Source organism: Novosphingobium sp. DS6-6, from assembly GCF_057784975.1.
Genome location: NZ_JBYNTS010000001.1, coordinates 77,207 through 102,783 on the forward strand (window position 1 = coordinate 77,207; position 25,577 = coordinate 102,783).

General features: G+C 66.5%; 21 protein-coding genes. 11 read left to right on the plus strand and 10 right to left on the minus strand.

The window, feature by feature from the left end:
- Window positions 1-15: 15 nt before the first annotated feature.
- Window positions 16-1,599 carry a tetratricopeptide repeat protein gene (locus AC3EDY_RS00395; protein WP_488570471.1) on the plus strand — a complete coding sequence of 528 codons (1,584 nt, stop codon included), beginning with the start codon at window positions 16-18 and terminating at the stop codon, window positions 1,597-1,599.
- 230 nt (window positions 1,600-1,829) lie between these two features.
- On the plus strand, window positions 1,830-3,350 hold the full coding sequence (locus AC3EDY_RS00400) for an amino acid permease (protein ID WP_488570472.1): 1,521 nt from the start codon (window positions 1,830-1,832) through the stop codon (window positions 3,348-3,350).
- Window positions 3,351-3,436: 86 nt separating this feature from the next.
- Here AC3EDY_RS00400 and AC3EDY_RS00405 read toward each other — a convergent pair whose 3' ends face one another.
- Window positions 3,437-3,919: a pyridoxamine 5'-phosphate oxidase family protein gene (locus tag AC3EDY_RS00405; RefSeq protein WP_488570473.1), complete on the minus strand. Its 483-nt coding sequence runs from the start codon at window positions 3,917-3,919 to the stop codon at window positions 3,437-3,439.
- 32 nt (window positions 3,920-3,951) lie between these two features.
- Complete coding sequence (locus AC3EDY_RS00410; protein WP_488570474.1) at window positions 3,952-4,848, minus strand: alpha/beta fold hydrolase; 897 nt, start codon at window positions 4,846-4,848, stop codon at window positions 3,952-3,954.
- A 123-nt stretch (window positions 4,849-4,971) separates the two neighbouring features.
- Here AC3EDY_RS00410 and AC3EDY_RS00415 point away from each other — a divergent pair, with 123 nt between their 5' ends.
- On the plus strand, window positions 4,972-6,222 hold the full coding sequence (locus AC3EDY_RS00415) for a putative DNA modification/repair radical SAM protein (protein ID WP_488570475.1): 1,251 nt from the start codon (window positions 4,972-4,974) through the stop codon (window positions 6,220-6,222).
- Complete coding sequence (locus AC3EDY_RS00420; RefSeq protein WP_488570476.1) at window positions 6,219-7,703, plus strand: UdgX family uracil-DNA binding protein; 1,485 nt, start codon at window positions 6,219-6,221, stop codon at window positions 7,701-7,703. Before AC3EDY_RS00415 ends, AC3EDY_RS00420 begins: the two co-directional genes overlap by 4 nt.
- Here the strand turns inward: AC3EDY_RS00420 and AC3EDY_RS00425 are convergent.
- The gene (locus tag AC3EDY_RS00425; protein WP_488570477.1) at window positions 7,661-10,375 is read right to left on the minus strand and encodes a coiled-coil domain-containing protein; all 2,715 of its coding nucleotides are present in this window, start codon (window positions 10,373-10,375) and stop codon (window positions 7,661-7,663) included. The genes AC3EDY_RS00420 and AC3EDY_RS00425 overlap by 43 nt on opposite strands.
- Window positions 10,376-10,443: 68 nt before the next feature.
- Here AC3EDY_RS00425 and AC3EDY_RS00430 point away from each other — a divergent pair, with 68 nt between their 5' ends.
- The 4 genes from AC3EDY_RS00430 (at window position 10,444) to AC3EDY_RS00445 (ending at window position 14,489) form a co-directional block, all read left to right on the plus strand.
- On the plus strand, window positions 10,444-10,761 hold the full coding sequence (locus AC3EDY_RS00430) for an Hpt domain-containing protein (protein ID WP_488570478.1): 318 nt from the start codon (window positions 10,444-10,446) through the stop codon (window positions 10,759-10,761).
- A gap of 139 nt (window positions 10,762-10,900) precedes the next feature.
- Window positions 10,901-12,121: a hypothetical protein gene (locus tag AC3EDY_RS00435; protein WP_488570479.1), complete on the plus strand. Its 1,221-nt coding sequence runs from the start codon at window positions 10,901-10,903 to the stop codon at window positions 12,119-12,121.
- Between the two features lie 11 nt (window positions 12,122-12,132).
- Window positions 12,133-13,083: a hypothetical protein gene (locus AC3EDY_RS00440; RefSeq protein WP_488570480.1), complete on the plus strand. Its 951-nt coding sequence runs from the start codon at window positions 12,133-12,135 to the stop codon at window positions 13,081-13,083.
- 2 nt (window positions 13,084-13,085) lie between these two features.
- Window positions 13,086-14,489 carry a sensor histidine kinase gene (locus AC3EDY_RS00445; protein ID WP_488570481.1) on the plus strand — a complete coding sequence of 468 codons (1,404 nt, stop codon included), beginning with the start codon at window positions 13,086-13,088 and terminating at the stop codon, window positions 14,487-14,489.
- A gap of 39 nt (window positions 14,490-14,528) precedes the next feature.
- Here AC3EDY_RS00445 and AC3EDY_RS00450 read toward each other — a convergent pair whose 3' ends face one another.
- The 3 genes from AC3EDY_RS00450 to gltX are packed head-to-tail and all read right to left on the minus strand — an operon-like array spanning window position 14,529 to window position 17,549.
- Window positions 14,529-14,738 carry a hypothetical protein gene (locus AC3EDY_RS00450; RefSeq protein WP_488570482.1) on the minus strand — a complete coding sequence of 70 codons (210 nt, stop codon included), beginning with the start codon at window positions 14,736-14,738 and terminating at the stop codon, window positions 14,529-14,531.
- A 14-nt stretch (window positions 14,739-14,752) separates the two neighbouring features.
- On the minus strand, window positions 14,753-16,039 hold the full coding sequence (locus tag AC3EDY_RS00455) for a citrate synthase (protein WP_488570483.1): 1,287 nt from the start codon (window positions 16,037-16,039) through the stop codon (window positions 14,753-14,755).
- Window positions 16,040-16,082: 43 nt separating this feature from the next.
- On the minus strand, window positions 16,083-17,549 hold the full coding sequence (gltX, locus tag AC3EDY_RS00460; RefSeq protein WP_488570484.1) for a glutamate--tRNA ligase: 1,467 nt from the start codon (window positions 17,547-17,549) through the stop codon (window positions 16,083-16,085).
- Between the two features lie 169 nt (window positions 17,550-17,718).
- Between gltX and AC3EDY_RS00465 the strand changes: the two genes are divergently transcribed.
- Complete coding sequence (locus AC3EDY_RS00465) at window positions 17,719-19,815, plus strand: ComEC/Rec2 family competence protein (RefSeq protein ID WP_488570485.1); 2,097 nt, start codon at window positions 17,719-17,721, stop codon at window positions 19,813-19,815.
- 14 nt (window positions 19,816-19,829) lie between these two features.
- Here the strand turns inward: AC3EDY_RS00465 and AC3EDY_RS00470 are convergent, their stop codons facing one another.
- Window positions 19,830-20,561, minus strand: coding sequence for an SDR family oxidoreductase (locus AC3EDY_RS00470; RefSeq protein ID WP_488570486.1), 732 nt, complete (start codon window positions 20,559-20,561; stop codon window positions 19,830-19,832).
- Between the two features lie 111 nt (window positions 20,562-20,672).
- Window positions 20,673-22,883: a beta-glucosidase family protein gene (locus AC3EDY_RS00475; protein ID WP_488570487.1), complete on the minus strand. Its 2,211-nt coding sequence runs from the start codon at window positions 22,881-22,883 to the stop codon at window positions 20,673-20,675.
- Between the two features lie 81 nt (window positions 22,884-22,964).
- Between AC3EDY_RS00475 and AC3EDY_RS00480 the strand changes: the two genes are divergently transcribed.
- Window positions 22,965-23,654, plus strand: a complete 690-nt coding sequence (locus AC3EDY_RS00480) for a TetR/AcrR family transcriptional regulator (RefSeq protein WP_488570488.1) — start codon at window positions 22,965-22,967, stop codon at window positions 23,652-23,654.
- A gap of 9 nt (window positions 23,655-23,663) precedes the next feature.
- Here the strand turns inward: AC3EDY_RS00480 and AC3EDY_RS00485 are convergent, their stop codons facing one another.
- Together AC3EDY_RS00485 and phhA are read right to left on the minus strand one after the other, a co-directional pair.
- Complete coding sequence (locus tag AC3EDY_RS00485; protein WP_488570489.1) at window positions 23,664-23,981, minus strand: 4a-hydroxytetrahydrobiopterin dehydratase; 318 nt, start codon at window positions 23,979-23,981, stop codon at window positions 23,664-23,666.
- Window positions 23,982-24,020: 39 nt separating this feature from the next.
- Window positions 24,021-24,896 (minus strand): phenylalanine 4-monooxygenase, encoded by an 876-nt coding sequence (gene phhA / locus AC3EDY_RS00490; protein WP_488570831.1) that lies wholly within the window; start codon window positions 24,894-24,896, stop codon window positions 24,021-24,023.
- Window positions 24,897-25,043: 147 nt separating this feature from the next.
- Between phhA and AC3EDY_RS00495 the strand changes: the two genes are divergently transcribed.
- Window positions 25,044-25,514, plus strand: coding sequence for an Lrp/AsnC family transcriptional regulator (locus tag AC3EDY_RS00495; RefSeq protein WP_488570490.1), 471 nt, complete (start codon window positions 25,044-25,046; stop codon window positions 25,512-25,514).
- Window positions 25,515-25,577: the final 63 nt, after the last annotated feature.

The window sequence follows — 25,577 nt, forward strand, 5'->3', positions numbered from 1 at the left end:
CCCCGGCGTCGGCGCGTGCGGCAGCACGGTGCGGCCTTGGTCGGCGTTCTGGCGCTCGTCGCGACGTCCGGCCTGCCGGCCGCCGCCGATGCGCCACCGCTCGACAGCGTGCGGGCCGGCGCCCGCGCGGCGCTTGCCCGGCGCGATCCGATCTCTGCCGAAGTCGCGCTGCGCGATGCCCTGCGCCGCGGTGCGCCGGCCGATGCCCTGCGGGCCGATCTTGCCGCTGCTTTGCTGGCGCGGGGGGCCAGGGCCGATGCCCATGCGCTGCTCGATGAGCCGGCGGGTTTCACGCCCGATACGGCCGCGTTCGGCTGGCGCATGCGCGGCGAGCTGGCGCTTGCCGAAAGGCGCCTGCCCGACGCGGGGCGGGCATTCGATCAGGCGTTGCGCCTGACGCCGGCCGATGCGGATCTGTGGGTGTCGATCGCGCGCCTGCGCTTTGCCGGCGGCGAACAGGCGCAGGCCATCGCGGCTGCGACCCGCGCGGTGGCCCTCGCGCCGCAAAGTGCCCGCGCTCTGACGCTGCGCGGCCTGCTGGTGCGCGAGCAATTCGGCCTGCGCGCGTCGCTGCCCTGGTTCGAACAGGGCCTTCGGCTTCACCCTCGCGATCCCGATCTGCTGGCCGAATACGCCGCCACGCTGGGCGACATGGGCCAGGCCCGGGCCATGCTGACCGTGGTGCGCCGCCTGGCCGAAGTGGACCCGGGCAATGTCCGCGCGCTTTATCTTCAAGCCGTGCTCGCCGCGCGGGGCGGGCAGGGCGATCTGGCGCGATCGATCCTGCAGCGCACGGGCACGGCGCTGCGCGACATGCCCGCGGCCATGCTGCTGGGCGGCGTGCTGGAATATCGGGCCGGCAACGTCGGCGTGGCCGCCGGCCTTTTCGCCCGCCTGGTGCGGCTTCAGCCCGATAATCTGCAAGCCCAGCAATTGCTGGCGCGGGCCATTGCCAGTGAGGGGGATGACCGCCAGGTCGTCGCGCGGTGGGGCAGCCTGGCGCGCCAGCCGTCTGCAACGCCCTATCTGCGCACGGTGGTGGCGCAGGCGTGGCAGCGGCTGGGCCAGCCGCAGCGCGCGCGGGATCTGGTCGGCCGGGCTGCGCCAGCGCCTGCCACAGCCTTTGCCGCGATGCCGTCTGATCTGCCGCTTGGCGCCCTCGCGCTGCGCTATCAGGACGGTCCCAATTTCGCCACGTCGGCCGTGCCCTATGTCAGGGGATTGCTTGCCGCGCGGCAGTACGATCGCGCGCGCGGGGTGGCCGACAGGCTGCGCGCGGCCAACCCCGGCGCGGCGGAAGCCTGGCTTCTGGCCGGCGATGTGCGGATGATGGCGGGCGATGCCAGAGGCGCTCTGGTTCAGTACGACGCAGCCGCGGCGATCCGGTTCAACGAACCCGTCCTGCGCCGCATGGATGCCGCCCTGCGCGCGGCGGGCCGCCGGCACGAGGCCGACGCCATGACCGCGCGCTATCTTGCACAAAATCCGGCAAGCCTGGTTGCCATGCGCCTGCTTGCCGCGGCCTGGGCGGCAGAGGGGCGCAGCTTCGAAGCGCAGGCGATGGCCCGGGCGCTCGCTGCGCGCGATCAGGTGCTTTAACCTGGGCGGCCATGCAAACCGGCCCGCTGCCGCCTTTGCCTGCGCCTGGCCTGCATTCAGCCCAAAGCATGTGGAAAACCCCCGGCGGACGGATCGAATGCGCCGCCTTGTGCAAAAAGGTCCTTTGACAAGACCTGCCTTGCCGCTAGCGTCGACGCCCAAGACCTGGTCACCGGTGCAACGTTTTGGCGTTGGGGTCCCGCTGTACCGGCCCAAGGCAGGAGATTGCGATGTTTGGACGCGTCAAACCACTCGACGCTATTCTGGCGACCGCCGAAAAGAAATCGCTGCATCGCTCGCTCGGTGCGTTTCAGTTGACCATGCTTGGTGTCGGCGCCGTGATCGGCACCGGCATTTTCGTGCTGACGGCCGAAGCGGCGCAGAAGGCCGGCCCCGGCATGATGGTCAGCTTCATCATTGCCGGTTTCGTCTGCGCGGTCGCCGCGCTTTGCTATGCGGAAATGGCCTCGATGGTCCCGGTTTCGGGTTCGGCCTATACCTATAGCTACGCCGTCATGGGCGAACTGGTCGCCTGGATGGTCGGCTGGGCCTTGATCCTGGAATATGCGATCGCCGCGGGTGCCGTATCGGTCGGCTGGTCCGGCTACATGATCGGCTTCGTGCAAAACAGCCTGCACATAACGGTGCCGCTGGAATTCGTGCGTGGACCGTTCGATGGTGGCCTTATCAATCTCCCGGCCATGGCGATCGCCATCATGATCACGGCCTTGCTCATTCTGGGCACGAAGGAAAGCGCCACGGTCAACGCCGTGCTGGTGGCGATCAAGATCGCTGCGCTTCTGCTGTTCATCGGGCTTACCTTGCCGATGCTGAAGGCGGGCAATTTCCAGCCTTTCGCGCCGCTCGGCTTCGCCGGCATTTCGGGCGCGGCAGCCTCGATTTTCTTTGCTTACGTGGGCTTCGATGCGGTTTCCACCGCGGCCGAGGAAACCAAGAATCCCCAGCGCAACATGCCGATCGGCCTGATCGGCAGCCTGGCGATCTGCACCGTGTTCTACATGCTGGTGGCCGCCGGGGTGATCGGCACCGTCGGTGCGCAGCCGGTTTATGGCGCGGGTCACGAGGCACTTTCGCCCGGTTCGGCCGCGTTGTCGCAGACTTGCAAATCGATCGGCGAGAATGCCGTGGTATGCTCCAAAGAGGCGCTGGCCTGGACACTGCGTTCAATCGGCCATCCGTTCATCGGCTGGCTGGTGGGATTGGCCGCCATCCTGGCGCTGCCTTCCGTCATCCTGATGATGATGTTCGGCCAGACCCGCATTTTCTTCGTGATGAGCCGCGACGGACTTCTGCCGGAATTTTTCTCAAAGGTTCATCCGCGCTTCCACACCCCGCATGTCATCACTTTGCTGACAGGCGTGTTCGTTGCCCTGTTCGCAGCGTTCTTTCCGGTGGGCCTGCTGGCCGACGTTTCCAACTCGGGAACCCTGTTTGCTTTCGGCGCGGTTTCGATCGCCGTCCTCGTCCTTCGTCGCACCGACCCTTCGCGCAAGCGTCCGTTCCGCACGCCGGCTGTCAGCATTGTCGCGCCCGTTTCGATCGCGGGCTGCATCTATCTGTTCGCCAGCTTGTCGGCCGCTACGATCCAGCTTTTCATCGGCTGGGCGGTCGTGGGGCTCATTGTCTATTACGCCTATAGCCGCCAGCGCAGCCACGTGGGTCGCGGCCTGGTCGAAGTCCACGAAACCGACAGCGACCTGCCGCCGGGCCCGGTGCCGCCGATCATCTGAGACGGCTTGTTCATTGCCCTGGAAAAAGCCGCCGTTTCCTTTGTCGGAAACGGCGGCTTTTGTTTAATTGAACGCTTCCGTTCCATTTACAGGGTGGTTTCGGCATATCCTCCCTTGAGGCTGTCGCCCACCGGCAGGCCAAGCGCCATCTTCACGGCGCCGACCACGCCCACTTCGCCCGACCAGATGGCCGCATCGCCAAGGTCCAGGCGCAGGAACAGCAGGTTGGGATCGGTCTTGCCGCCCGGATACCACGCTTCCACCGTGTTGTTCCACTGCGCGTCCAGCACCGCGCGGTCGGTCTCTTCGATCAGCACGCCGGAAAAACGGGCGAACAGATCGTGCCCTTTCGAGGAAAAGGTCGCCGTCGCCGGGCCCTGGACGGCAAAGCGGTTGTCGCGCGACGTGAAGAACCAGATGGCGTGGTCGGCGTCCTTGTCCAACTGCGCCGTCATCGGCGCCGCGCTGTCTGGGTCGGCATCGAGCTGCAGCATCACGAACGGCGAATGGTCCAGCGCTTTCCAGAATTTTTCCTTCAGTTCCGAAGGGCTGCCTTGGTCATAATGCATGGTCTCTCTCCTTGGGTAAAATGGCGCAGGCGTTACACCGGGGGTGAAGCGATCAGCAGCTCGGGGGTCAGCGTATCGATCCCGGCCTGGCGATCCTCGGGCCGGCGCCCCGCCAGAAAATCGGTGAGATCGGCAATCAGACGCTCCTTTGCCGAAGCGAAAAGCCCATGCGGCGCGCCGGAATATTCCAGCAGCGTGGCATGGGGCACCGCGCGTGCCACGGCCCGCGCCGTCGCATCGAGCGGCACGGTCTTGTCGGCCGTGCCGTGGACGATCAGCGTGGGAATGGTAAAGCTGGGCAGATCGTCGCGAAAATCGGTCGTGGCAAATGCCTCTGCCGCCGCGAGGGTCGGCAGCAGGCCGGCCTGCATCGCCTGTGCCCACGACAGCCGCAGTTGCTCGTCGCTGACCGGTTGCGCCAGCAGGCCCACGCCGTAGACTTCCTTGAAGAACGGCCCCATGAACTTGCCCCTGTCGGCCAACAGGCCTTCGGTTATCTGGGCAAATGTCTCCGCAGGGACGCCGTCAGGGTTGTCGTCGCTCTGGGCCATGCCGGGCACCACCGAAGATACCAGGGCCACGCGCGCAATGCCGTCGGTGCCGTGGCGGGAAAGATAGCGGGCCACTTCGCCCCCGCCCATCGAAAAGCCGACCAGCGCAGCGCCGGGAAGCGCACTCGTCGCCCCCAGAACATCGGCCAGATCATCGGCGAACGTGTCATAGTCATAGCCGTGGCCGGGCTGGTCCGATCGCCCGAACCCGCGCCGGTCATAGGCGATGGCGCGATAGCCAGCCTGGGCGAGGGCCAGCATGACGGGATCCCAGCTATCGGCATTCAGCGGCCAGCCGTGAATCAGCACGACTGTCGGCCCCCTGCCCCAGGATTTGGCATAGAGCCTGGTGCCGTCGCGCGTCTCGATCATGGGCATCGTCGGATAACTCCGCAAAAGTCTGCCCCTCCGCGCCTATAACCTGCGTCAGGGCCTCTCCGTTCCGCCCCTCTGCCCAAAATGCCGCTGGCATTTCGGCTGGTTGGAACGTATATAGAACATATGACGCAAGCTTCGGTAATGGAACGGCTGGGCATTCTGGCCGATGCGGCCAAATACGATGCCAGCTGTGCTTCGTCAGGCACGGTCAAGCGCAACAGCGCCGGCGGCAAGGGCCTGGGTTCGACCGAAGGCATGGGCATCTGCCATGCCTATGCCCCCGATGGACGATGCATTTCGCTGCTCAAGATCCTGCTGACGAACCACTGCATTTTCGATTGCCACTATTGCGTCAACCGCAAGAGCTCCAACGTTCGCCGTGCGCGTTTCACGCCCCAGGAAGTGGCCGACCTGACGATGGCGTTCTACCGGCGCAATTATATCGAAGGGCTGTTCCTGTCCTCGGGGATCGTGCGGTCATCGAACCACACGATGGAACAGATGATCGAGGCGGCCCGCATCCTGCGCGAAGAGCATCAATTTCGCGGCTATATCCATCTCAAGACCATTCCCGAGGCCGATGCCGAGCTGGTGGGGCGCGCCGGGCTCTATGCCGATCGCGTGTCTATCAATGTGGAACTGCCGACCGAACGGGGTCTGGCGCGGCTCGCCCCCGATAAGTCCACGCCGGTGATCGAAAGCGCGATGGCCAGGATCGGCAGCGCGATCGTCGAGGCAAAGGATGCCCGCCGGCGTTTCCGCCATGCCCCGCGCTTTGCCCCGGCCGGCCAATCGACGCAGATGATCGTGGGCGCCGATCAAGCCAGCGATGCCGATATCGTCGGTCGCTCGGCCGCTCTTTACAGCCGGTTTTCCCTGCGCCGGGTCTATTATTCGGCTTTCAGCCCGATCCCCGATGCCAGCGCGGTGCTGCCGCTGCGGCGCCCGCCGCTGATGCGCGAACACCGGCTCTATCAATCGGACTGGCTGATGCGGTTCTATGGTTTTTCCGCGCAGGAGGTGCAGCAGGCGGCCGACCCGGCCGGCATGCTGCCGCTCGACATCGATCCCAAGCTGGCCTGGGCGCTCCGCTTTCGCGATGCTTTCCCGGTGGATGTGAACCGCGCCGGGCGTGAGGCCTTGTTGCGCGTGCCGGGGCTGGGCGTGCGCGCGGTAAATGCCGTGCTGGCGGCGCGGCGGCAGCGGCGGTTGCGCCTGGAAGACGTCGGCCGGCTGACCGTGTCGCTTGCCAAGGTGCGGCCGTTCATCGTGACGGCCGACTGGCGGCCAACCGTCCTGATCGACCGCGCAGACCTGCGCGCGCAGCTGGCGCCGCCGGCCAAGTCCAGGCAGCTCGAACTGTTCGGTGCATGAGCCTGCGCGTATGCCTGCCGGCGCCCGATGAGGTGGAGGCATGGCGCAATGCGGCACGCGGCCTGGTTCTGGCGGGCATAGCGCCGGACGACCTCGTGTGGGACGTCGCGGGGGAGGGGACGCGGGACCTTTTCGCCTCAGGCGTTTCGGAGATCCCGCCACCGCGCCCCGGGGTGGCGGCGGTCCGCGCCAGCAAGACGTTTCTGGCCCTGGTCCGCATGGCCTTGCTGCACCGGGATCCGGCGCGCTTCGATCTGGCCTATCGCCTGCTGTGGCGGCTGCAGGATCGGCCCCGCCTTGCCGACGACGTGGCCGATCCGCTCATCCAGCGGCTGGACCGGCTGGCCCGCCCGGTGCGGCGCGACATCCACAAGATGCGCGCGTTCGTCCGCTTTCGCAGCGTCGAAGACGATGACGGCAGCGAACGCTATATCGCCTGGTTCGAACCCGATCATCACATCCTGCGCGCCAATGCCGGTTTTTTCGTGCGTCGCTTTTCCACGATGCGCTGGTCGATCCTGACGCCCGCCGGCACGCTGCACTGGAACGGAGACGTGCTGGAGGAAGGGCCGCCGGCCACGCGGCTCGATGCGCCCGCGGGCGATCCGCTGGAAGCGCTATGGCGCAGGTATTACGCGTCTATTTTCAATCCCGCGCGGCTCAAAGTAGGCGCAATGCTCAAGGAAATGCCGCGCAAGTACTGGAAGAACATGCCGGAAACGGCGTTGATACCCGAATTGATCGCCGGGGCGCAGGCGCGCGAGGCGGCCATGGTGGAACAGTCGCGCCAGGATTTCGGGCCGCCGCCGGCAACCCTTGCCGATCTGGAACAGGGGATCGCGGCCTGCCGCGCCTGCGCGATCGGCTGCAACGGCACCCGCGCTGTTGCCGGCGAAGGCACGCGCCGCCTGCCGTTCATGATCGTGGGAGAGCAGCCGGGCGATACCGAAGAGCACAACGGACAGCCGTTCGTCGGCCCCGCCGGGCAGCTTTTGCGCGATCATCTGCGCAAGGCCGGGATCGACCCGGCACGGGGCTGGCTGACCAACGCGGTCAAGCATTTCAAGCACCAGCCGGCCCCACCCGGCAGTGGCAAGCGGCGCCTGCATCAAAGCCCGAACGCCGGGGAGATCGACCGGTGCCGCTGGTGGCTGGACCGGGAGCGCGAACTGGTGCGCCCGCGCCTTATCCTCGCGCTGGGCGCCAGCGCCGCCCGCGGGCTCATCGGCCGTACCGCCAGCGTGCAGCGGGAACGTGGTTTCCTGATGCAGCAGGAGGATGCGGAAATCTGGTTGACGTGCCATCCCAGCTATCTGTTGCGGCTGGATGGCGCTGCGCAAGAAGCGGAGCGCATGCGGTTTGCGCAGGATCTGCGCGCGTTTGCACAGCGCTTGTGCCCTGGCCCGGATGACGGGGATTCAGCCTCGAACGATGCGGATCAGGCCCGCAGCCGCTCGATACCCTGCGCCAGCGCCACGTAAAGCTTGCCCATGTCGGACGAAAGCAGCGTAACGCCAAGCGCGTTGCCATCGCGTGTCGACAGCAGCTGACGCAACATGCCTTCGAAATCGTGGATATAGCGGTTCACGTGGCTGCGGAATTCGGCATCGCTGGCATAGTGTTGCTGCACGGCCTTGGCGTCGGCACTGTCCAGCAGGCTGACCGCACGCCGGGTGAAAATGCCCCGGTCGCCCCGCAGATAGGATGCCCACGCCGTTTCAGACACATCCACCGAAAGCGCCTGGGCAATATCGATCGCGGCTGAATTGAGCGATTCGGTGATCAACGCCGCGCGGCGGGCGAAATCGTTGTCGATCTGCTCTTCCGCGCGTTCGCGGGCGCGGGCGACGCGATTTTCAAGATTGGCGGCAAGCTCGTCGACTTTGGCCAGTTGATCGCGGATCTGCGTTGCGCTGTCGCGGCTGGCGGCGGCGGCACTGTCGATCGCCTGTTCCAGCCGGGCGACCAGTTCCGCCCCGCGCCCCTGCAATACGCGGGCAATCGCGGCATTGCCCTCTTCGCCTACGCGCGCGGCCAGTGTTTCGATTTCCTGCTGCAGCGTGCCGCCGATGGTTTCCCCGGCCGCGCGGGCCGCCGTGTCCAGGCGGTCGATCGCCATCGCCATCGTACCGGTGATATCGCCGGAAAGTGCCTCGGCCTCGGCCCGCGCGGTTTCCAGTGTGACCCGCACTGCGGCGAGCTGGGCCAGCTCGGCCGCTGCCTGTTCCGCAAAGGATTGGTGCAAGCGGGCCATATGGGCGAGTGCCTCGGCAATTTCGGCGGTGGTACCCTGCACGGTGACGGACAGATCGGTGCCTTTCGTGCCTACTTCGGCAAGCTCCGCATGCAGAGCGGCGATCTGTTGATCCAGCCGGATCAGTCCGGCCTGGCTGGCCCGCAGGACTTCTGGCAACGCGTCGCGGCTGTGCTGCCCGGCCGCCTGGATCAGTTCGAGCAGACGCACGGCCGCGTCGGTTGTGCGGGCGATGTGATCGTCCTGTGCAGCCAGTTCGAGGCCGGTTTCCGCAAGCCGGCTGCGCAGTAGCGCAAGCGCACGATCGACCGCCTGCGCCGTCCTTTCGCCGGTGCCGGCCGATGCGGCCAGGGTTTCGGCCAATTCCGCCGCGCGGCTTGCGGCGCTGTCGCACTGGGCGACAAGGCGGCGCGCTTCATCCTGCTGGCGACTGCGCTGGGTATCGAGCGCACGATCGAGATCGGCCAGCTTGTGCGCCAGGGTTTCGGTCGCTTCGGACGCGGCAGCGGCAAGCGCGGTGCGGCGTTCGGCAATGGCACGGTCGATTTCGACCATGCGGCGGGCCAGGGTTTCACGTTGCTCGTCGGCACCGGCCACCAGTGCGGCGCGGCGTTCGGCCACCGCAGCGTCGATTTCCCGGGCTTCTGCGTCGAGCGCGGCAAACAGCGTGCGGCTTTCTTCGGCAAAGCGGGCGAGCTGCGCCTGGGCCTGCGCCTGGCTGCTGTCCTGCCCGGCGGAAAGTGCATCGAGCGCCGCACGCAGGGACCGCATCTGCGCCTCGCTACGCGCCTGCCAGCTTGCCAGCGCGGCGTTTTCCTGTTCCGCCACGGCAGTACCCAGGGCAAGGCTGGCCTCTTTCAAAGTGCCGAGCCGTTGTTCCAGCGCTGCCAGGCTCTGGCTTTCGGTATCGGCCAGGGCATGGCGCTGTTCCTCCAGCGCTGCGGAAAGAGCTTGTGACCGGGCGCGGATCGCGGCCAGCGCGGCATGCTCTTCGGCATCGAGCGCGGCGCGATGATCGTCCACCTCGTCACGCAAGGCGTCGAAACGGGCTTCTGTCTGGCGGGCCAGGTCCGTCGCGGCGGCGTTGAGTACGCCAAGCGCCGCCTGCACCTGTTCGCGCACGGCGCTGACCTGCCGTTCGCTCGCCAGGCCGAATTCGTTGAGGCGCTGGAACCCGGCCACCATGTCTTCCAATTGCAGATGCGCATTGCGCCCGGCATTGGCGATGGAATTGGTCACGTCCTTGGCGCTGTTGGCGATAACCGGCAGCTGGCTGCGCAGCTTGTCCATGTTGTCGAGTGCATTGGCCGAAACATCGGCAATGGCGTTCACCTGCGCGCCGTTTTCATGGATCAGCCCACGCAGGCTTTCGGCATGGGTGGAAAGCCGGTCGGCCGCCACGCGCCCCAGCGCATCGAGATCGCGCGCCTGGGCGGCAATGAAATCGCGCGCCAGGGCAAGCTCGGTATTGATCGCGCCGAGCCGCCCGTGAAGCATCGCCGATTGCCGCGAAAGACCGCTGGCAATGCTGGCAAAGCGGCGGGCTTCGCGCCCGCTGCCACGCAGCACGATCAGCAGCGTTACCAGCACCACCAGCACCGGGGCGGCCCATTGCCCCGTGGCGGCGGCCCAGGCGGCCGGACTGCGCACGGCGACAAGACCGGGCAACGTCGCCCAGACGAAAAACGCCGTCCATGCAACGACCAGCGTCCCGGCCAGGGCCAGGGGCCAGCTTGCCGGTGCAACTGCTTCCGCATCGTCGAAGCGATCTTCGATTTCCGGCGCAAACTCGGGTAACGACAAGGAAACCTCTGCGTTTTCGCGATTCAGCGCCAGGCCTGCCCCGCCGGTGTCCGGCTGGTCGGCTTCGATCGGAATAATCCGTGGTCCCCCGTTCATGACAGCTTTGTATCACGGAACGGCCCGGTTTAAACCCGCCTTAAGTCCTTATGCGCCAGTAAGGTGCCATGGCTTACCTTGGCGATCCGATCGATGCGCAACTGGCGGCCGTGGCCGGCAGTGATCCCACGCTCTTTGCCGAACTGCGCAGTGCCTTTCTCGACAGCGCCGAGCGTCAGCTTGATCTCATGCGCCGGTCGCGCTGCGATGGAAACTGGTCGATGGCGGGCATGCGCCTCAAAGGACTGGCGGCCTCGTTCCATGCGCAGGGGTTGATGGCGCTGGCCGAACAGGCGCTGGCGGGGGCGCCCGGCGATCCGGCCGTGCTGCGCCGCATTGCCGCCTGGCTCGACGATTTTCGCGCGGGGCCGGAGCCGGCGGTGTGACCGGTCGAGGACCATTCCCGGGATTGCGCGGCACCGGGCCGGGCCGGGCGTCCTGACGGGCGCTTGGCACGGCGGGGTTGCCGCCCTACCATGGCCCCGGTCAGGAGATGTTCACTTGCGGGTCGCGCTCATATCGTTGATGGAACAGGTGCCCGTGGATCCGGCGGGCGAAATGGCGGGTCAGACGGGCGGAAACCCCGGTTTTCTGCCGATCGCCGGCCATTCCATCGCCCGCCATCAACTGGGGCTGGCACTGGCGCTGGGGGCCACGCGAATCGTCGTCCACGCGGAAATGCTGTCTGCCGAAATCGTCGAAATCCAGCATGTGGCCGAACAGCGGGGCGCACGCTTTCATATCGTCACCGCGGCGCGGGCGCTGGTTCCGCTGGTTTCCGCCGAAGATGAACTGATCGCCTTTGCCGAAGGCCTGCTCGCCATGCCCGAGGATGCGCGGCGCATTCTCGACGAAGCACCGGGCGTGCTTGCCTTGCCGGTGGAAGCGGGGATGGCGGCCGGTTTCGAGCGCATCGATATCAACCATGCATGGGCCGGGGCGATGCGCATACCCGGACGGGTGGTGGCCGGGCTGGGCGATCTGCCGCCCGAATGGAACCCGGGGGCGGCCCTGCTGCGCCTGGCGACGCAGGCGCGCCTGCCCTTGCGCGCGGTGCCGCAGGCCCTGCTCGACAACGGCCGGTGGCGCCTGGTTCGCACCGAACAGGATGCCCATGCCGCCGAAAACGACTGGCTGGCCCAGCACACCGCAGCGGATCACGTGCGTTCGCCGGGCGAATGGCTGGCCGTCCAGGCCGTCCGCCGCGTCGGGCCGGCCCTGCTGCATGCGCGCACGCGGCCCTGGGTCGTCACGCTGGCGGCGCTGTTGCTCGTCCTTCTGGCCCTGGGCGCGGCCTGGTGGGGGCGGGCGGGGCTGGCCTTCGCCCTGCTCGGCACGGGTTGGGTGATTCTCCAGACGGCCCGCCTGCTGGCCCGGGTTGAGCGGGATTCACTGATCGAGCCGTCCGGCCGGCTGCGCGGCGGCGCGCTGCTGGACCCTTTGCTCGACGGGGCGCTGGTCGCGGCCTGCGCCTGGCGGGAAAGCGGCGGGGGGGACTCGCAGGTGGCGTGGTTTCCGCCTCTGGTCCTGGTCCTGATCCTCTGGCTCTTTCCCGTGGTGCTGCGCGATTTCCGCTGGACGGCCTGGCTTTGCGATCGGCTGCTGGTGGCGCTGGCGCTGATCGTCGTGGGGCTCTTCGTACCGCTGGAATCGGGGCTGCGGGTGATTGTCGTGATGCTGCTTGTCACTGCCCTGGCGCGGGCGCACCGGCTGGTTCCTAACCGCTTGCTAACCACTGGAACCTAGAGCTTGAGGCCATGGAGCAATTCGCGCACCTGCCTTTGCACGACGATGCCTGGTTCACGGCGGGCCTGTCGCGCGCGGCGACCGCGCTCGACAGCGCGGCGCCGATCCTGCGTCATCTGGTGACGGGGGAAGGGCGCGCCCTGTTCGGTGACGGGGTGATCGCCCATGTGCGCGGCATGATCGAAGACGTGGCGCGGCAGCTTGCGGCGGCGCTGGCCCACGCTGGCGGTGCGCTCGAGGACGCCATGCCCGAAATTGCGGTCTTGGCCGGCTTTTCCGATCTGCTTTGCGCCAATGGCGCGTTCCTGGCGGCGATTCATGGCCAGGCGCTGGAATGGCAGCTGGCCTGCGCCCTGGAACGCGATCACGGGGTCGACATGGTCGCTCCGGCGCTGGCGGAACACCTGCTGGCTGGCGAAGACCAGGCCGCCGCCGTGCTTGCCGAGGCCGTGACCGTGGCGCAGGCGCGGTTCTGCCAGGCCCAGCGGCGGATGCAGCTTCCGCTGGGCGAATTGCCGCAAGACCTGCTGCGCATCGCGCTGGGCACGCTTCACGCCGGCACGCACGACGATCCCGAGGCGCAAAGCCGGGCGATCATCGCCGAACGCTCATTGCGCCTGCGCTTCGATCCAGAGCGTGGCCGGCTGGCCCTGCTGCGCCGGCTGGTGGATGCATTGCCCGATCCGGCCATGGCGCTCGATCCGCTGCACGCCGGACCGGCGCTGTTCCTGACGGCGCTGGCGCGTGCAATGGGTGCGCCGCGCGAGGAAGCCGCACTGCTGATGGCGCCCTCGCATGTGGCGCGGCTGGCACTGGTGCTGCGCGCCGCGGGCCTCCCCGGCGATACCGCGCGCGGGCATGTGGCGGTATTCCATCCCGAAGTCCTGGTACCTGCGAGCCTGGGCGCCATGCCGCCCGAAGCCGCCGCCGCGCTGCTGGCGCAAGCCGGCCTGGGCACCTGAGCTTGACCGCCGCCGAACCTGTCCGCGCCCGTTGCGATGCCGCCGATACGCTGATCGCTGCCGATGAAGCGCTTGCCCGGTTGCAGGTTGCCGCGGGCGGCTGCATGCCGGGGCTCCTGGCCGTACCCGCGTTGCTGGCACTGGTGCGGCAGGCACGGGCCGCAGGCCTGCCGCTGGCCCGCCCGGTCGTGGCGCTGGATGGAGCCTCTGCCATCGCGTTCCAGGCGCGCGCCGTCCCCGCCGACGACGGCGTCGATATCGCGCTGCAGGACTGGCGCCGTGCCGCCATGCCCGACGAACATCTGCCACCGGCCGAAACGACCGCGCTGTGGCAGCATCTTGCCGAAGGGCAGATCCTGCTCGACAGCCGGCAGCGAGTCGTTGCCGCCGATCTCGCGGCGCCCGATCTGGCCGATCTGGCAGGCGATCTTGCCGCCGCGATCGGCCGGCACTGGACATCGTGCCCGGCCCTCTCGCTCGGCCTGGGCGATCCGGCACGGCTGCACTGGCGCTTGCTCGACGACATGGTGGTGGACGTTGCCGGATCGGCCCGGCGCTGGCGGCTGCGCCTGTCGCCGCGCGCCGGCAGCGGGTTCGATCTGCTGCTGCTGCCCGAAACGATCATCGCCCTGCCGCCCGATCCTGCCCAGGCCGGCGTCCACGCGCCGGAAGCGCCCGATGCGGGAAACGCCGCGCTGCCACCCTGGACCGGCCTGCTGGGCCGTGATCTGGCGCCGGCCCTGCGCCAGCCGATCAGCCGGATCATCGCCAATGCCGAAACGATCCGCAGCCGTCTTGCCGGCCCCCTGGCCGATGCCTATGGCAACTATGCGGCCGATATTGCCGAAGCCGGGCGCCATCTGCTGGGCCTCGTGGAAGATCTTGCCGATCTTGACGCGCTGGAAGCACCCGGATTTGCCCCGGTTCCCGATCATCTCGATCTGGCCGATTGCGCGCGTCGCGCGGCCGGCATTCTCTCGGTCCGCGCGCGGGAACGGGGCATCGTGCTGGCCCTGCCCGACGAGGATTGCCATGCGCCGGCGATCGGCGAGTTCCGCCGGGTGCTGCAGGTCCTGCTCAACTTGCTGAGCAACGCGATCCGCTACACCCCCGCCCAGGCCATGGTGACGTTGACCTGCGGGGTCGAGGGCGCCATGGCATGGATCGCGGTGGAGGACAGCGGCGATGGATTGACGGCGGACCAGGCCGCGCGCGTATTCGAAAAGTTCGAGAGGCTGGGGCGCAGCGGCGATGGTGGTTCGGGCCTGGGCCTCTATATCTCCCGCCGCCTGGCCAGAGCCATGGCCGGCGATCTCACGGTTGCCAGCACGCCGGGCGAGGGTGCGCGCTTCGTACTGACCTTGCCGGCCGATCTGCCCAACGCGGGCATCGTCAACGCTCGCTAGGTGGCGTGGCGACGTTTGCCGGCGTTCAACTGCGTAAGTTCAAGGGCGACGCCCAGTGCGCCACAGGGCGAAAAGCCCGAGAAGCGCCAGAGCGGCACCCCGCCAGGCCCAGGGCCGCTGATCCAGCATGAAGCTTTCGCGCGGCCAATGCACCAGCCCCAGGCCCTGCGCCATCCACAGCAGGCCCATCAGAAAGGCGGCCAGGCCGATGATCCTCAGGACCGTTGTCAAAGCCGCCCGTCCGTTCATGATCGATCTCCCGCTCAGCGCTTGTCGATCGGCACATAATCGCGCTGCGTCGGGCCGGTGTAGAGCTGGCGCGGCCTGCCGATCTTCTGGCCGGGATCGCTGATCATCTCGTTCCACTGGGCTACCCAGCCGACCGTGCGCGCCAGGGCGAAGAGCACGGTGAACATGGTGGTGGGAAACCCGATCGCCGAAAGAATGATCCCCGAATAGAAATCGACGTTCGGGAACAGCTTCTTTTCGATGAAATAGGGATCGTTGAGAGCGATTTCCTCGAGGCGCAGCGCGGTTTCGAACAGCGGATCGTTGACCTTGAGCGCGTCGAACACTTCCCGCACCGTCTTCTGCATCACCGTGGCGCGGGGGTCGTAGTTCTTGTAGACGCGGTGGCCGAAGCCCATCAGGCGGAACGGATCGTTCTTGTCCTTGGCGCGCTCGATATAATGCGGGATCTTGTCGGGCGTGCCGATCTCGCGCAGCATGTTGAGCGCCGCTTCGTTGGCGCCGCCATGGGCCGGGCCCCACAGGCAGGCGATGCCCGCCGCAATGCAGGCAAACGGATTGGCGCCCGAGGAACCGGCAAGGCGCACGGTGGACGTCGAAGCGTTCTGTTCGTGATCGGCATGCAGGATGAAGATGCGATCCATCGCCCGCTCGACTTCGGGGATCACTTCGTATTCCTCGGCCGGCACGCCGAAAGTCATGCGCAGGAAATTGCCGGTGTAGGACAGATCGTTGCGCGGATAGAGGAACGGCTGGCCGACCGAATACTTGTAAGCCATGGCCGCGATCGTGGGGATCTTGGCGATCAACCGGTGCGAACTGATCGTGCGGTGCTGAGGATCGGCGATATCGGTCGAATCGTGATAGAATGCCGAAAGCGCGCCGACCACGCCGCACATCACCGCCATCGGGTGCGCGTCGCGGCGGAAGCCACCATAGAAGCTGGAAAGCTGTTCGTGGACCATGGTGTGGCGCGTGATCGTGCGCGTGAAGCTTTCGAGCTCTTCGGCGCTGGGCAGCTCGCCGTTCAGCAGCAGGTAGCTCACTTCCATGAAGCTGGAATGTTCGGCCAACTGCCCGATCGGATAACCGCGATGCAGCAGGACCCCTTCGTCGCCATCGATATAGGTGATCGCGCTGTCGCAGCTGGCGGTGGAGGTGAAGCCCGGATCGTAAGTGAACTTGCCCGTTTGGCCATAAAGCTTACGGATATCGATCACGTCCGGCCCGATAGTACCGCTCTTGACCGGAAGATCGATGGTCTTGCCGTCGATGGTCAAAGTAGCCTGATTGTCGCTCACGCTAGGCTCTCCTGTACAAAAAACGCCATTTTCTGCCGCGCGATCATGCGGCGTGGTCACGTAAACGCGCCATGGCCTCTTCCTTGCCGAGGAGGACCAGGACATCGAAAATTCCGGGTGAGGTAGCTTGCCCGGTCAGGCTCGCGCGCAACGGCTGGGCGATCTTGCCCAGTCCTACTCCCAGCTCCTCGGCCATTTGCTTGAGATTGGCCTCCAGCGCGGCGGCTGTCCAGTCGTTTGCACTCTCCAGCCGCGCGATCACGCCGGTCAGCATCGCCCGCGCATCGGCGGTGAGCATGCCCTGCGCCTTTTCGTCGAGGGCAAGCGGCCGCCGGGCGAAGAGAAACACCGCACCCTTTGCCAGCTCGTTGAGATCGGCGGCCCGGACCTTGAGCACCGGCATCGCCTCGATCAGCTTGGCCCGGTCATGCGCGGGGACCAGCGCGGCAAGGCGCGGCGACACCAGATCGGCAAGGCGCGCGTCGTCAGCCTCGCGCAGATAATGCCCGTTGAGATTGAGCAGTTTCTTGAGATCGAAACGCGCGGCGCCCTTGTTGACATCGGCGATATCGAACCACGCCACCGCCTGTTCGCGGCTGATGATCTCGTCGTCGCCATGGCCCCAGCCAAGACGCAGCAGATAGTTGACCACCGCTTCGGGCAGCAGGCCCATCTCGTCGCGATAGGCATCGACGCCCAGAGCACCGTGGCGCTTTGACAGCTTGGCTCCGTCGGCACCGTGGATCAACGGGATATGGCCATAGACCGGATCGGGCCAGCCGCTTTCGATGGCATCCATCGCGCGGATCACCGCTAGCTGGCGAAAGGCGTTGTTGATATGATCGTCGCCGCGGATCACGTGCGTCACGCCCATGTCGTGATCGTCGACCACGACGGCCAGCATATAGGTTGGGGTGCCGTCGCCGCGCAGGATGACGTAATCGTCGATCTCCGCGTTCTTTACGGTGATCGGCCCTTGCACCAGGTCCTCGATCACCGTTTCGCCTTCGCGCGGCGCCTTGATGCGGATCACGTAAGGCTCGCCTTCGGGCCAGGTGGCCGGATCGGCATCGCGCCATTCGCTTTCGATACGGAACGGGCGGCGCTCTTCCTGCGCTCTGGCGCGACGCGCGGCAAGCTCTTCCGGCGTCAGGTAGCAGCGATAGGCATAGCCAGCGTCGAGCAACTGGTGCGCGACCCGGGCGTGGCGTTCGGACCTCGCGAACTGGAAAACCGGTTCGGCATCTCCACCCAGGCCCAGCCAGTCGAGCCCGTCGAAAATCGCATCGATCGCGGCATCGGTCGAACGTGCGCGATCGGTATCCTCTATCCGCAGGAGATAAGTGCCGCCATGGTGGCGAGCGAACAGCCAGTTGAACAATGCCGTGCGCGCACCGCCGATGTGCAGATAGCCGGTGGGCGAGGGGGCAAAGCGGGTGACAACACGCGCGGCGGGAAGGGGGCCGGCCAAGCCCGATCCTGCAGAAACGGTGTCAGTCTGGCTTGCCATCGAGGGCACATTCCTTCCTATTCGGCGCATGGCCGGCCTTGCTGCGACACCATCACCTGCGCCAGCGCCCCAAGGCGAGGATGCCGGTGCCGCCCCGTCGGTAACCGGTCCTGGCGGACGATCGCACGGGTTCGGGCGCCATTGGGCCAAAGCAGCGCATTTGTCCAGCATGCTCGCGCATGCGAATGCATGGATCGACGCCCGCGGAACAGAGCGCGGCCCATGGTTAAGCGTTGCGTTTGGCGCAGGAATCTGCGCCTGGGTGGTCCTGCCGGGGATATGGCACTGGCTTGCCTTCCTGGCGGGGTTGAGCGGCATTTTGCTGCTTGTGCTGCCACTGGGAGGCGACGGACGATTCGCCCATTTGCGCCTTGCCGTCCTGTCGCTCGGGCTGATGGCGGCTGCCGGCCTGGCAACGATCTGGGCCAAGTCTGCCCTTTTGGGCACGCCGCCGATCCTCCGGCCCACGATCAGCATGATCGAAGGAACCGTGCTCGATCGCCAGGTACAGGCGGCCCAAGGCCGGTTGCGGCTCACCCTGGCGACCAGGGTGGCTTTGCCTTCGGGCGATTGGCGGGCGGGGCAGGTGCGGATCAACGTGCCCCTTGCCGACGACCGTCCCGCGCTGGCCGATGGCGCGCGGGTGCTTTTGCGCGCCCGGCTGATGCCGCCCGCCCCGCCGATGGTGCCGGGTAGTTTCGATTTTGCTCGCAGTGCCTGGTTCTCCGGCCTCATGGCAACGGGAAGCAGCCTGGGACCGGTCACCGTGCTGGCGCCCCCCCCTCCGGGCACGCGGCTGGATGGCATAAGACAGCGGCTTGCCGATCATATCCGGGCGCAACTCGGCGGCTCGCCCGGTGCCATTGCCGCGGCCTTTGCCAGCGGGGACAGAGGCAGCATTGCGCCGGCCGACGAAGATGCGATGCGAGATGCCGGGCTTACGCACCTCCTATCGATCAGCGGCCTGCATGTGAGCGCGGTTGTGGGCGCGGTCTATCTCATCACCGCGCGGCTTCTCGCGCTCGTGCCGTTCCTGGCGCTGCGCCTGCGGGTGCCGCTGGCAGCGGCAGCCATGGGCGCGCTGGCGGGTATCGGCTATACGCTGTTGACCGGGGCCGAAGTGCCCACGATCCGGTCATGCCTGGGTGCGCTGCTGGTGCTGCTGGCCCTTGCGTTGGGGCGCGATCCCTTGTCGCTGCGCATGCTTGCGGTGGCGGCGTTCCTCGTGATGCTGTTCTGGCCCGAGGCGGTGGCCGGGCCAAGCTTCCAGATGAGCTTCGGCTCGGTGATCGCGATTATCGCGTTCGATGGTTCTGCACCGGTGCGGCGTTTCCTAGCCCACCGTGCGCACGAAGGCTGGCCGATACGTTTGTTGCGCCACCTTGCCCTGGTGCTGGCCACCGGCCTGGTCATCGAACTGGCGCTGATGCCCATGGCGCTGTTTCATTTCCACCGCGCCGGCATCTATGGCGCGGCGGCCAATGTGGTGGCCATTCCGCTGACGACGTTCCTGACCATGCCTCTCATCGCAGCCGCCCTGTTCCTGGACCTGGCGGGTTGGGGCGCCCCGGCCTGGTGGGCGGTGGGCAAGTCGCTCGACGCGCTGCTGTGGCTTGCGCATACGACAGCCGGGCAGCCCGGCGCGGTCACCCTGCTGCCGGGAATGCCGGGCTGGGTGTTCGGCCTTATGGTGGCGGGCCTCCTGTGGCTGGCATTATGGACCGGCAAAGTCCGCCTGTGGGGCTTTGCCCCCGTGGGCCTGGGCGCCGCGCTCGCGCTTGTCCAGCCCGCGCCCGATTTGCTGGTGACAGGCGATGGGCACCATGTCGGCATCGCGGGGGAAGGGCCGGATCTGCTGATGCTGCGCGATACCCGCAGCGATTACACCCCATCGACGCTTCTTGAAAATGCCGGGTTGGAAGGCGCGGCCCGCCCCCTGGAAAGCTGGCCCGGCGCGCAATGCAATGCCGATTTCTGCCGCGCCGTGCTGATGCGGGGCGGGCGGCGCTTTGCCGTGTTGATGAGCCGCGGCCGCGATCTGGTGGATGCCGGCGAACTGGCCCTGGCCTGCCAGCAGGCCGATATCGTCATTGCCGATCGCACGCTGCCCACCAGTTGCCGCCCGCGCTGGCTCAAGGCCGATCGCCGCCTGCTGCGCCAGACCGGGGGCCTGGCGATCCATCTTGCCCGCGGCCGGGTGGTCACCGTCGCGGAAACCGAAGGACAGCACGGATGGTTCCCCGTGCCCGCACCCCCGCTCCGCTAGCCCTGCGGCAGCGGCTAGCCGAAATCGACCAGATCGAACAGCTGAGGTCCTTCGTAGGCCGCGATGGTATCGCCCCAGACCGTCCAGCAGGTGCCGTTCTGGCGCTCGCGCAACGCGCGCAAGGCGGCCTCGACCACGTTGTCCACCGAACTGAGCGGCATGCCCATGTCGCGCACCAGCGCTTTGGCGGGGTCGGGCACCATGTCGGTATCGACGGTGGCCGGGCATAGCGCCGAAACGGAAATGCCAAAACCCCCCACGTCTTGCGCCACGGTTCGCATCAGGCCGATGACGGCGTGCTTGGTAGCGGGGTAGGCTATGTCGCCCGGCGCAGGGATCAGGCCGGCCATCGATGCCGTGATGACGACATCGCCACGCCGCCGCTGCACCATGCCGGGCAGCACTGCGCGCAATCCGAAAAAGACGCCATCGACATTGACGCGGAAGATGCTGCGCCACGCGGCATCGTCGATATCGGTCAAGGGGACCTGCGCGGGTTCGTCCACCGGCGAATAGCCCGGGCGGAAGCCCCCGGCATTGAGATGGACGATATCGAGCGGCGGCAAGGCCGCAACCAGCGCGTTCCAGGCATGGGGATCGCCAACGTCCAAGGCCTGAATGCCATCGCGCGGATGGATATCCGTTGCGAAAACAGTGGCGCCCTCGGCCCGGTATCGATCCGCGCAAGCCGCCCCGATTCCGCGTGCGGCACCCGTGATCAGAACTGTCTTGCCGGCCAATTCCATCGATCGCACTCCACGGTCAAAAATGCTGCGCCGGGATAACGCGCCGGCAGGCCGCACGCGGCTTGTCCATTGTCAAGCACGATGCGCGCAGCCCGTCATATGCCGGCCCGCTCAGGCCTGCAGGTCGAGCGCTGCATTCAGCGTGAGGTTCGCTACCGAGCTGCCGACCGCCACCGTGCACTGCGGCAGGAGGACCCAGGCCCGCGTGGCCGTGTCATAACGGCTGTAGAGCCGGCTATCGGGACGGAGCGTGACGCGGACCTGCGCCCCCGGCGCCAGTTCGACGCGCTTGAACCCGACGAGGCGCGGCGCTTCGCCGGCGGGGATAACATAGGCCTGCGGAACGTCGGCGCCCGCCACGGCGCCGGTGTTGCGCACGGCAAAGGAGACGACCGGCTGCGTTCCCTCCCACTGTACCGAAAGATCGGCATAGGCGAACGTGGTGTACGACAGGCCGAAGCCGAACGGAAAGGCCGGCGGGGTGTCGTTACGGGCATACCAGCGGTAGCCGACATCCGCCCCTTCCTCGTAATCGACGGCAAAAGGCTCTACCCCACCGCTGATGTCCATCACGAAAGGCCGGTCCGGCGGCGCGTTCTCCTGGTCGTATTCGGCTTGCAGCACCTTGTCGAGGCCGGGCGGGGTGGGTCTGGGTGCGTGGTCTGGGCTGGCCGGGAACGTGACCGGCAGGCGCCCGGACGGATTGACATCGCCGAACAGCACGCGGGCGATCGCCCGGCCGCCGCGCTGGCCCGGATACCAGGCGGCAACGATCGCATCGGCAAGAGGCGCCCAGGGCATGACGATCGCGCCGCCGGTTTCGAGCACGACGACGGAGCGACTTGCCGCCTTGCACACCTCGACAATCAGGGCTTCCTGCTCGGCTTTCAGATTGAGGCTGTGCTGGTCCCAGTTTTCCGTCCGCCATTCGTCGGCAAAGACGATCGCCAGATCGGCCTCGCGCGCGGCGGCGGCTGCGGCGGCGATGTCCGATCCGTCGAGGTAGATAACGTCGCAGGTCGGTGCCAGGGCGCGTATTTCTTCGAGCGGAGAGGAGGCATGGTAGGTGCGCTTGAGGAACGCGGCGAACATCCCCTTGTATTCAGGCCCTGGCGCAAGCTCGAGCGCATTGCCGCCGACGCTGCGCACCTGCGAGGAGCCGGCACCGGAAAGAACGCCAAGATCGGCATGCGCGCCGACGATGAGAATTTTCTGCGCGGCCCTGGACAGCGGCAGAACGCCGTTGTCGTTCTTGAGCAGCACGATGCCGGCCTCGGCGATGCGCTGGGCAACGTCGGCATTGCGCTCGTAGTCAATCTCGTCCTCGCGCGGTTCGGGCGGATTGTCGAGCACGCCATGCACGAACAGCGAGGTCAGAAGGCGGTGGACCATGTCATCCACCCGGGCCATCGGCACTTCGCCCGTTTCGGCAGCGGCCTTGAGCGGTTCCCCGAAATAGATTTCGCGATCGAGTTCGGCGCCCGATTGCTGGTCGAGCCCGGCCACGGCGGCATTGACCGAGTGCACGGCCCCCCAATCCGACATGACCCAGCCGGTATATCCCCATTCCCGCTTGAGCACGTCCGTCAGCAGGTAGGACGATTCCGACGCGTAGAAACCGTTGACCTTGTTGTAGGCGCACATGATCGAACCGGGATTGCCCTTTTCGAGCGTGATCTGGAACGCCAGCAGATCGCTTTCGCGCAGGGCGGCATCGTCGATCCTGGCGTCGACCACATGGCGGCCGGTTTCCTGGGCATTGAGCGCGAAATGCTTCGTCGTGCAGACGATGGCGTTCGACTGGACACCGGCAATCGCGGCGCCGGCCATCTCGCCGGTCAGCAGCACGTCTTCGCTGAAGTATTCGAACGAACGGCCGCACCACGGGTCGCGGATCAGATTGGCCCCGCCGCCGAGCATGATATGATAGCCTTTGCTGCGCGCTTCGGACCCGGCGACTGCGCCACCCGCGAAAGCGAGTGCCGGATCGAACGTGGCGGCGATGGCCGGGCCGGAGGGCAGCGCGGTGGCATGATCGTCGGGCCGCAGGATCGTGATGTTGGCAACGCCCAGCGTCGAATCCGTTTCGTAAAGCGCAGGGATGCCCAGGCGGTCCACACCGGGGATGCGGCCGGTGGACTTGCGCTTCTCACCCGGCGGCAGCGGAGCCACGGCGCCGAACTGGCCGTGCAGCAACCCGATCTTTTCGTCGAGCGTCATGGCCTCGACCATCAGCTTCGCGCGCTCGGCGGCGGGCAAGGCCCGGTCGGCCCACGGCCGGTTGGTATCCCCGGCGGTCAGAACATTCTGATTCTCGGTCATTCCGTTACTCCTCGGCATCGCCTGGCCAGCATATCTGCACGATCGTACAGATATGGATCAAGGAAAAAAGTGCATGGCCTGATGATTTGTGCCACGACACGGGCGATGAGTGCCTTGCCCAACAACGGAACCGCCGCCCGTCGCGCGGGGCGGCCGTCGCGCTATGAAGATGCACGCGGGACGATTGCCGATGCCGCGCTGACACTGTTTACCGAACGCGGTTTCGAAGGCGCATCGATCGGCGACATCGCCAAGTTGGCAAAGGTTCCCAAAGCGACGGTGGGATACTACTTCACCTCGAAGGACGAGTTGTGGAAGTTCGTCGTGGACAGGCTCTGGGCCGATATCGACGCCTATTTCCGCGCGCACATTCCCGACGGCCTGTCACCCGATCTGGCAAGCGTCGAGCGACTGTTCGCCACCTTCCTGCAAGCGTGCCGGATATTTCCCGGCTATACCCGGATACCGGCGCTGGAAGGTGGCGCGGATACCTGGCGATCCCGCTGGATCGCGGAAAAGCACCTTAAGCGGCATATCGACACGCTGCGCGGTTATTGGGCGCAACTCGTCGATCTGGGCGTTGCGCCCCGCGGGCTCGACCCCTTGATCTTCCAGATGTTTCTGGCCGGCGCCGGCAATATCTATTTCGGTCAGCAGCCTTTGTGGCAGGCCGCATCGGGGCAGCGGGATGCGGACGATGTCATACAGACGGTAGTGGCGACTCTCGGCACGTTGCTCAATCCCCATCGCCTGCCCCCGCCCGCGGCGTGACGGCGCGGCTCAGGCTAGAGCGTCGATCACTTTGGCGTCGATCACCTTGGCGAGGGCCACGTCACGGCGCGATATGCCGCCGGCATCGTGGGTCGTGAGCCAGATGTCGATCCGGTTGTAGACGTTGCTCCATTCCGGATGATGGTCCATGCGTTCGGCGGCAAAGCCTACCTCCATCATGAATGCGAGAGCGGCTGGAAAATCGGGCCGGACGATTTTCCGGTAGAGCGCCCCCCTGGCGGGATCGTGGTGCCATTCGGGCAGGGCGGCAAGCTCCTGAGCGAGTTCGGTTTCGCTCAAGGGCGCGATCGGAACGGGGCCTGTCATGCATGATCCTCGATGGGTGATATAGCCTTGCCGAGTGGCTCAGCCTGGATCGGGGCTGTGCAGGCCGGCCTGGCGCGCATAGGCCTGGGTGCCGCGATGCAGGACCCGATCCTGCGCGATCACGGCATCGGGCGCAAGGGAGGGCTGATCGGCCACCGCAGCATAGAGCGGCGCGAAATCGGTGTTGCGAGTTTGATCCAGCAGGTCGTCAAAGCTGTCGATCACGAAATAGCTCTGCTGATAGGCATCGATGCGGTAGTCCGTGCGCATCAGGCGCATGAGATCGAAGCCAAGGCGATTGGGAGAGGGATCCTCCAGCGCGAAACGGCTTTCTCCATGCGAAGAAACGATGCCGGCACCGTAGATCCGCAGGCCCTTTGCCGTGCGGATCAGGCCGAACTCCACGGTATACCAGTAGAGGCGCGCCAGGTTGGTGAGCGCATTCATCCCCTGCGCCCGCGAGCCGCCTTCGCCATAGGCTTGCATGTAATCGGCGAAAACCGGATCGGCGAGCAGCGGCGCATGCCCGAAAACGTCATGAAACACATCGGGTTCGGAAAGATAATCGAGCTGATCCGGGCGGCGGATGAAGCGCCCGGCCACGAAACGGCGATGCGCGAGGTGATCGAAAAACACCGCATCCGGCACCAGGCCGGGCACGGCCACCACCTGCCAGCCGGTGGCGCGGTGCAGCCGATCAGATAACTCGGCAAAATCGGGGATGCCCGGCCGTGAGAGGCGCAGCATGTCGAGCCCCGCCAGAAATTCGGGCGCAGCGCGATCGTGCAACTGGCGTACCTGCCGCGCGAACAAGGTGTCCCAGGTGGCATGATCGGCCGCGGTGTAGCGCGTCCAGTCCTGCGGGACGGTCCAATCGGGCGCGGTGCCTTCGGGCCGCGTGAGACTCGTTTCCATGGCCATGACCGCAATCTGCGCGATAATCGCGTGGATGTCGTTTCAAAGCGCCGCGTCAATACCGTGATATTGAAACAGCCGTTTCATATCCGTCGGCCTGGCGTATAAACGTTGCACTTCCAGCCATTATCATCATGAGAACTGATCATGCCGTCTGCCCTTTCGCTCGATCCGCTCGATCGCCGCCTGTTGCAGGCGGTGCAGCGTCAGGCCGATCTCAGCCACGCGGCGCTGGCCGAGCAGGTCGGCACTTCGCCAGCGTCGTGCTGGCGTCGGCTGAAAATGCTGGAAGAGGCGGGCATCATCGGGCCGGCGGTGCGCCTGCTCGATCCGGCGGCGCTGGGCCTGGCGCTCGATGCCGTGTGCCAGGTGCGGATGAAAGCCCACGATGCCCAGGCGCGCGGCAGTTTCGAACAGTTCGTGATGAGCCGCGACGAAGTGCTCGAATGCCTGTCCATGTCGGGTGAGTGGGATTATCAACTGCGGATCGTCGTGCGCGACATGGCACAGTACGAGCATTTCCTGATGCACGGGCTGCTGCGCCATCCGGCGGTGGCCACGTCCGCCTCGCATTTCGCGCTCAAGCGGATCAAGGCCACCACGCAGCTACCCGTCTGACGGTAGGCGCTCAGGCGGCGAGCCAGTCCTGCCGCGACAGCGCGGACGGGCGAGCGGCGATAT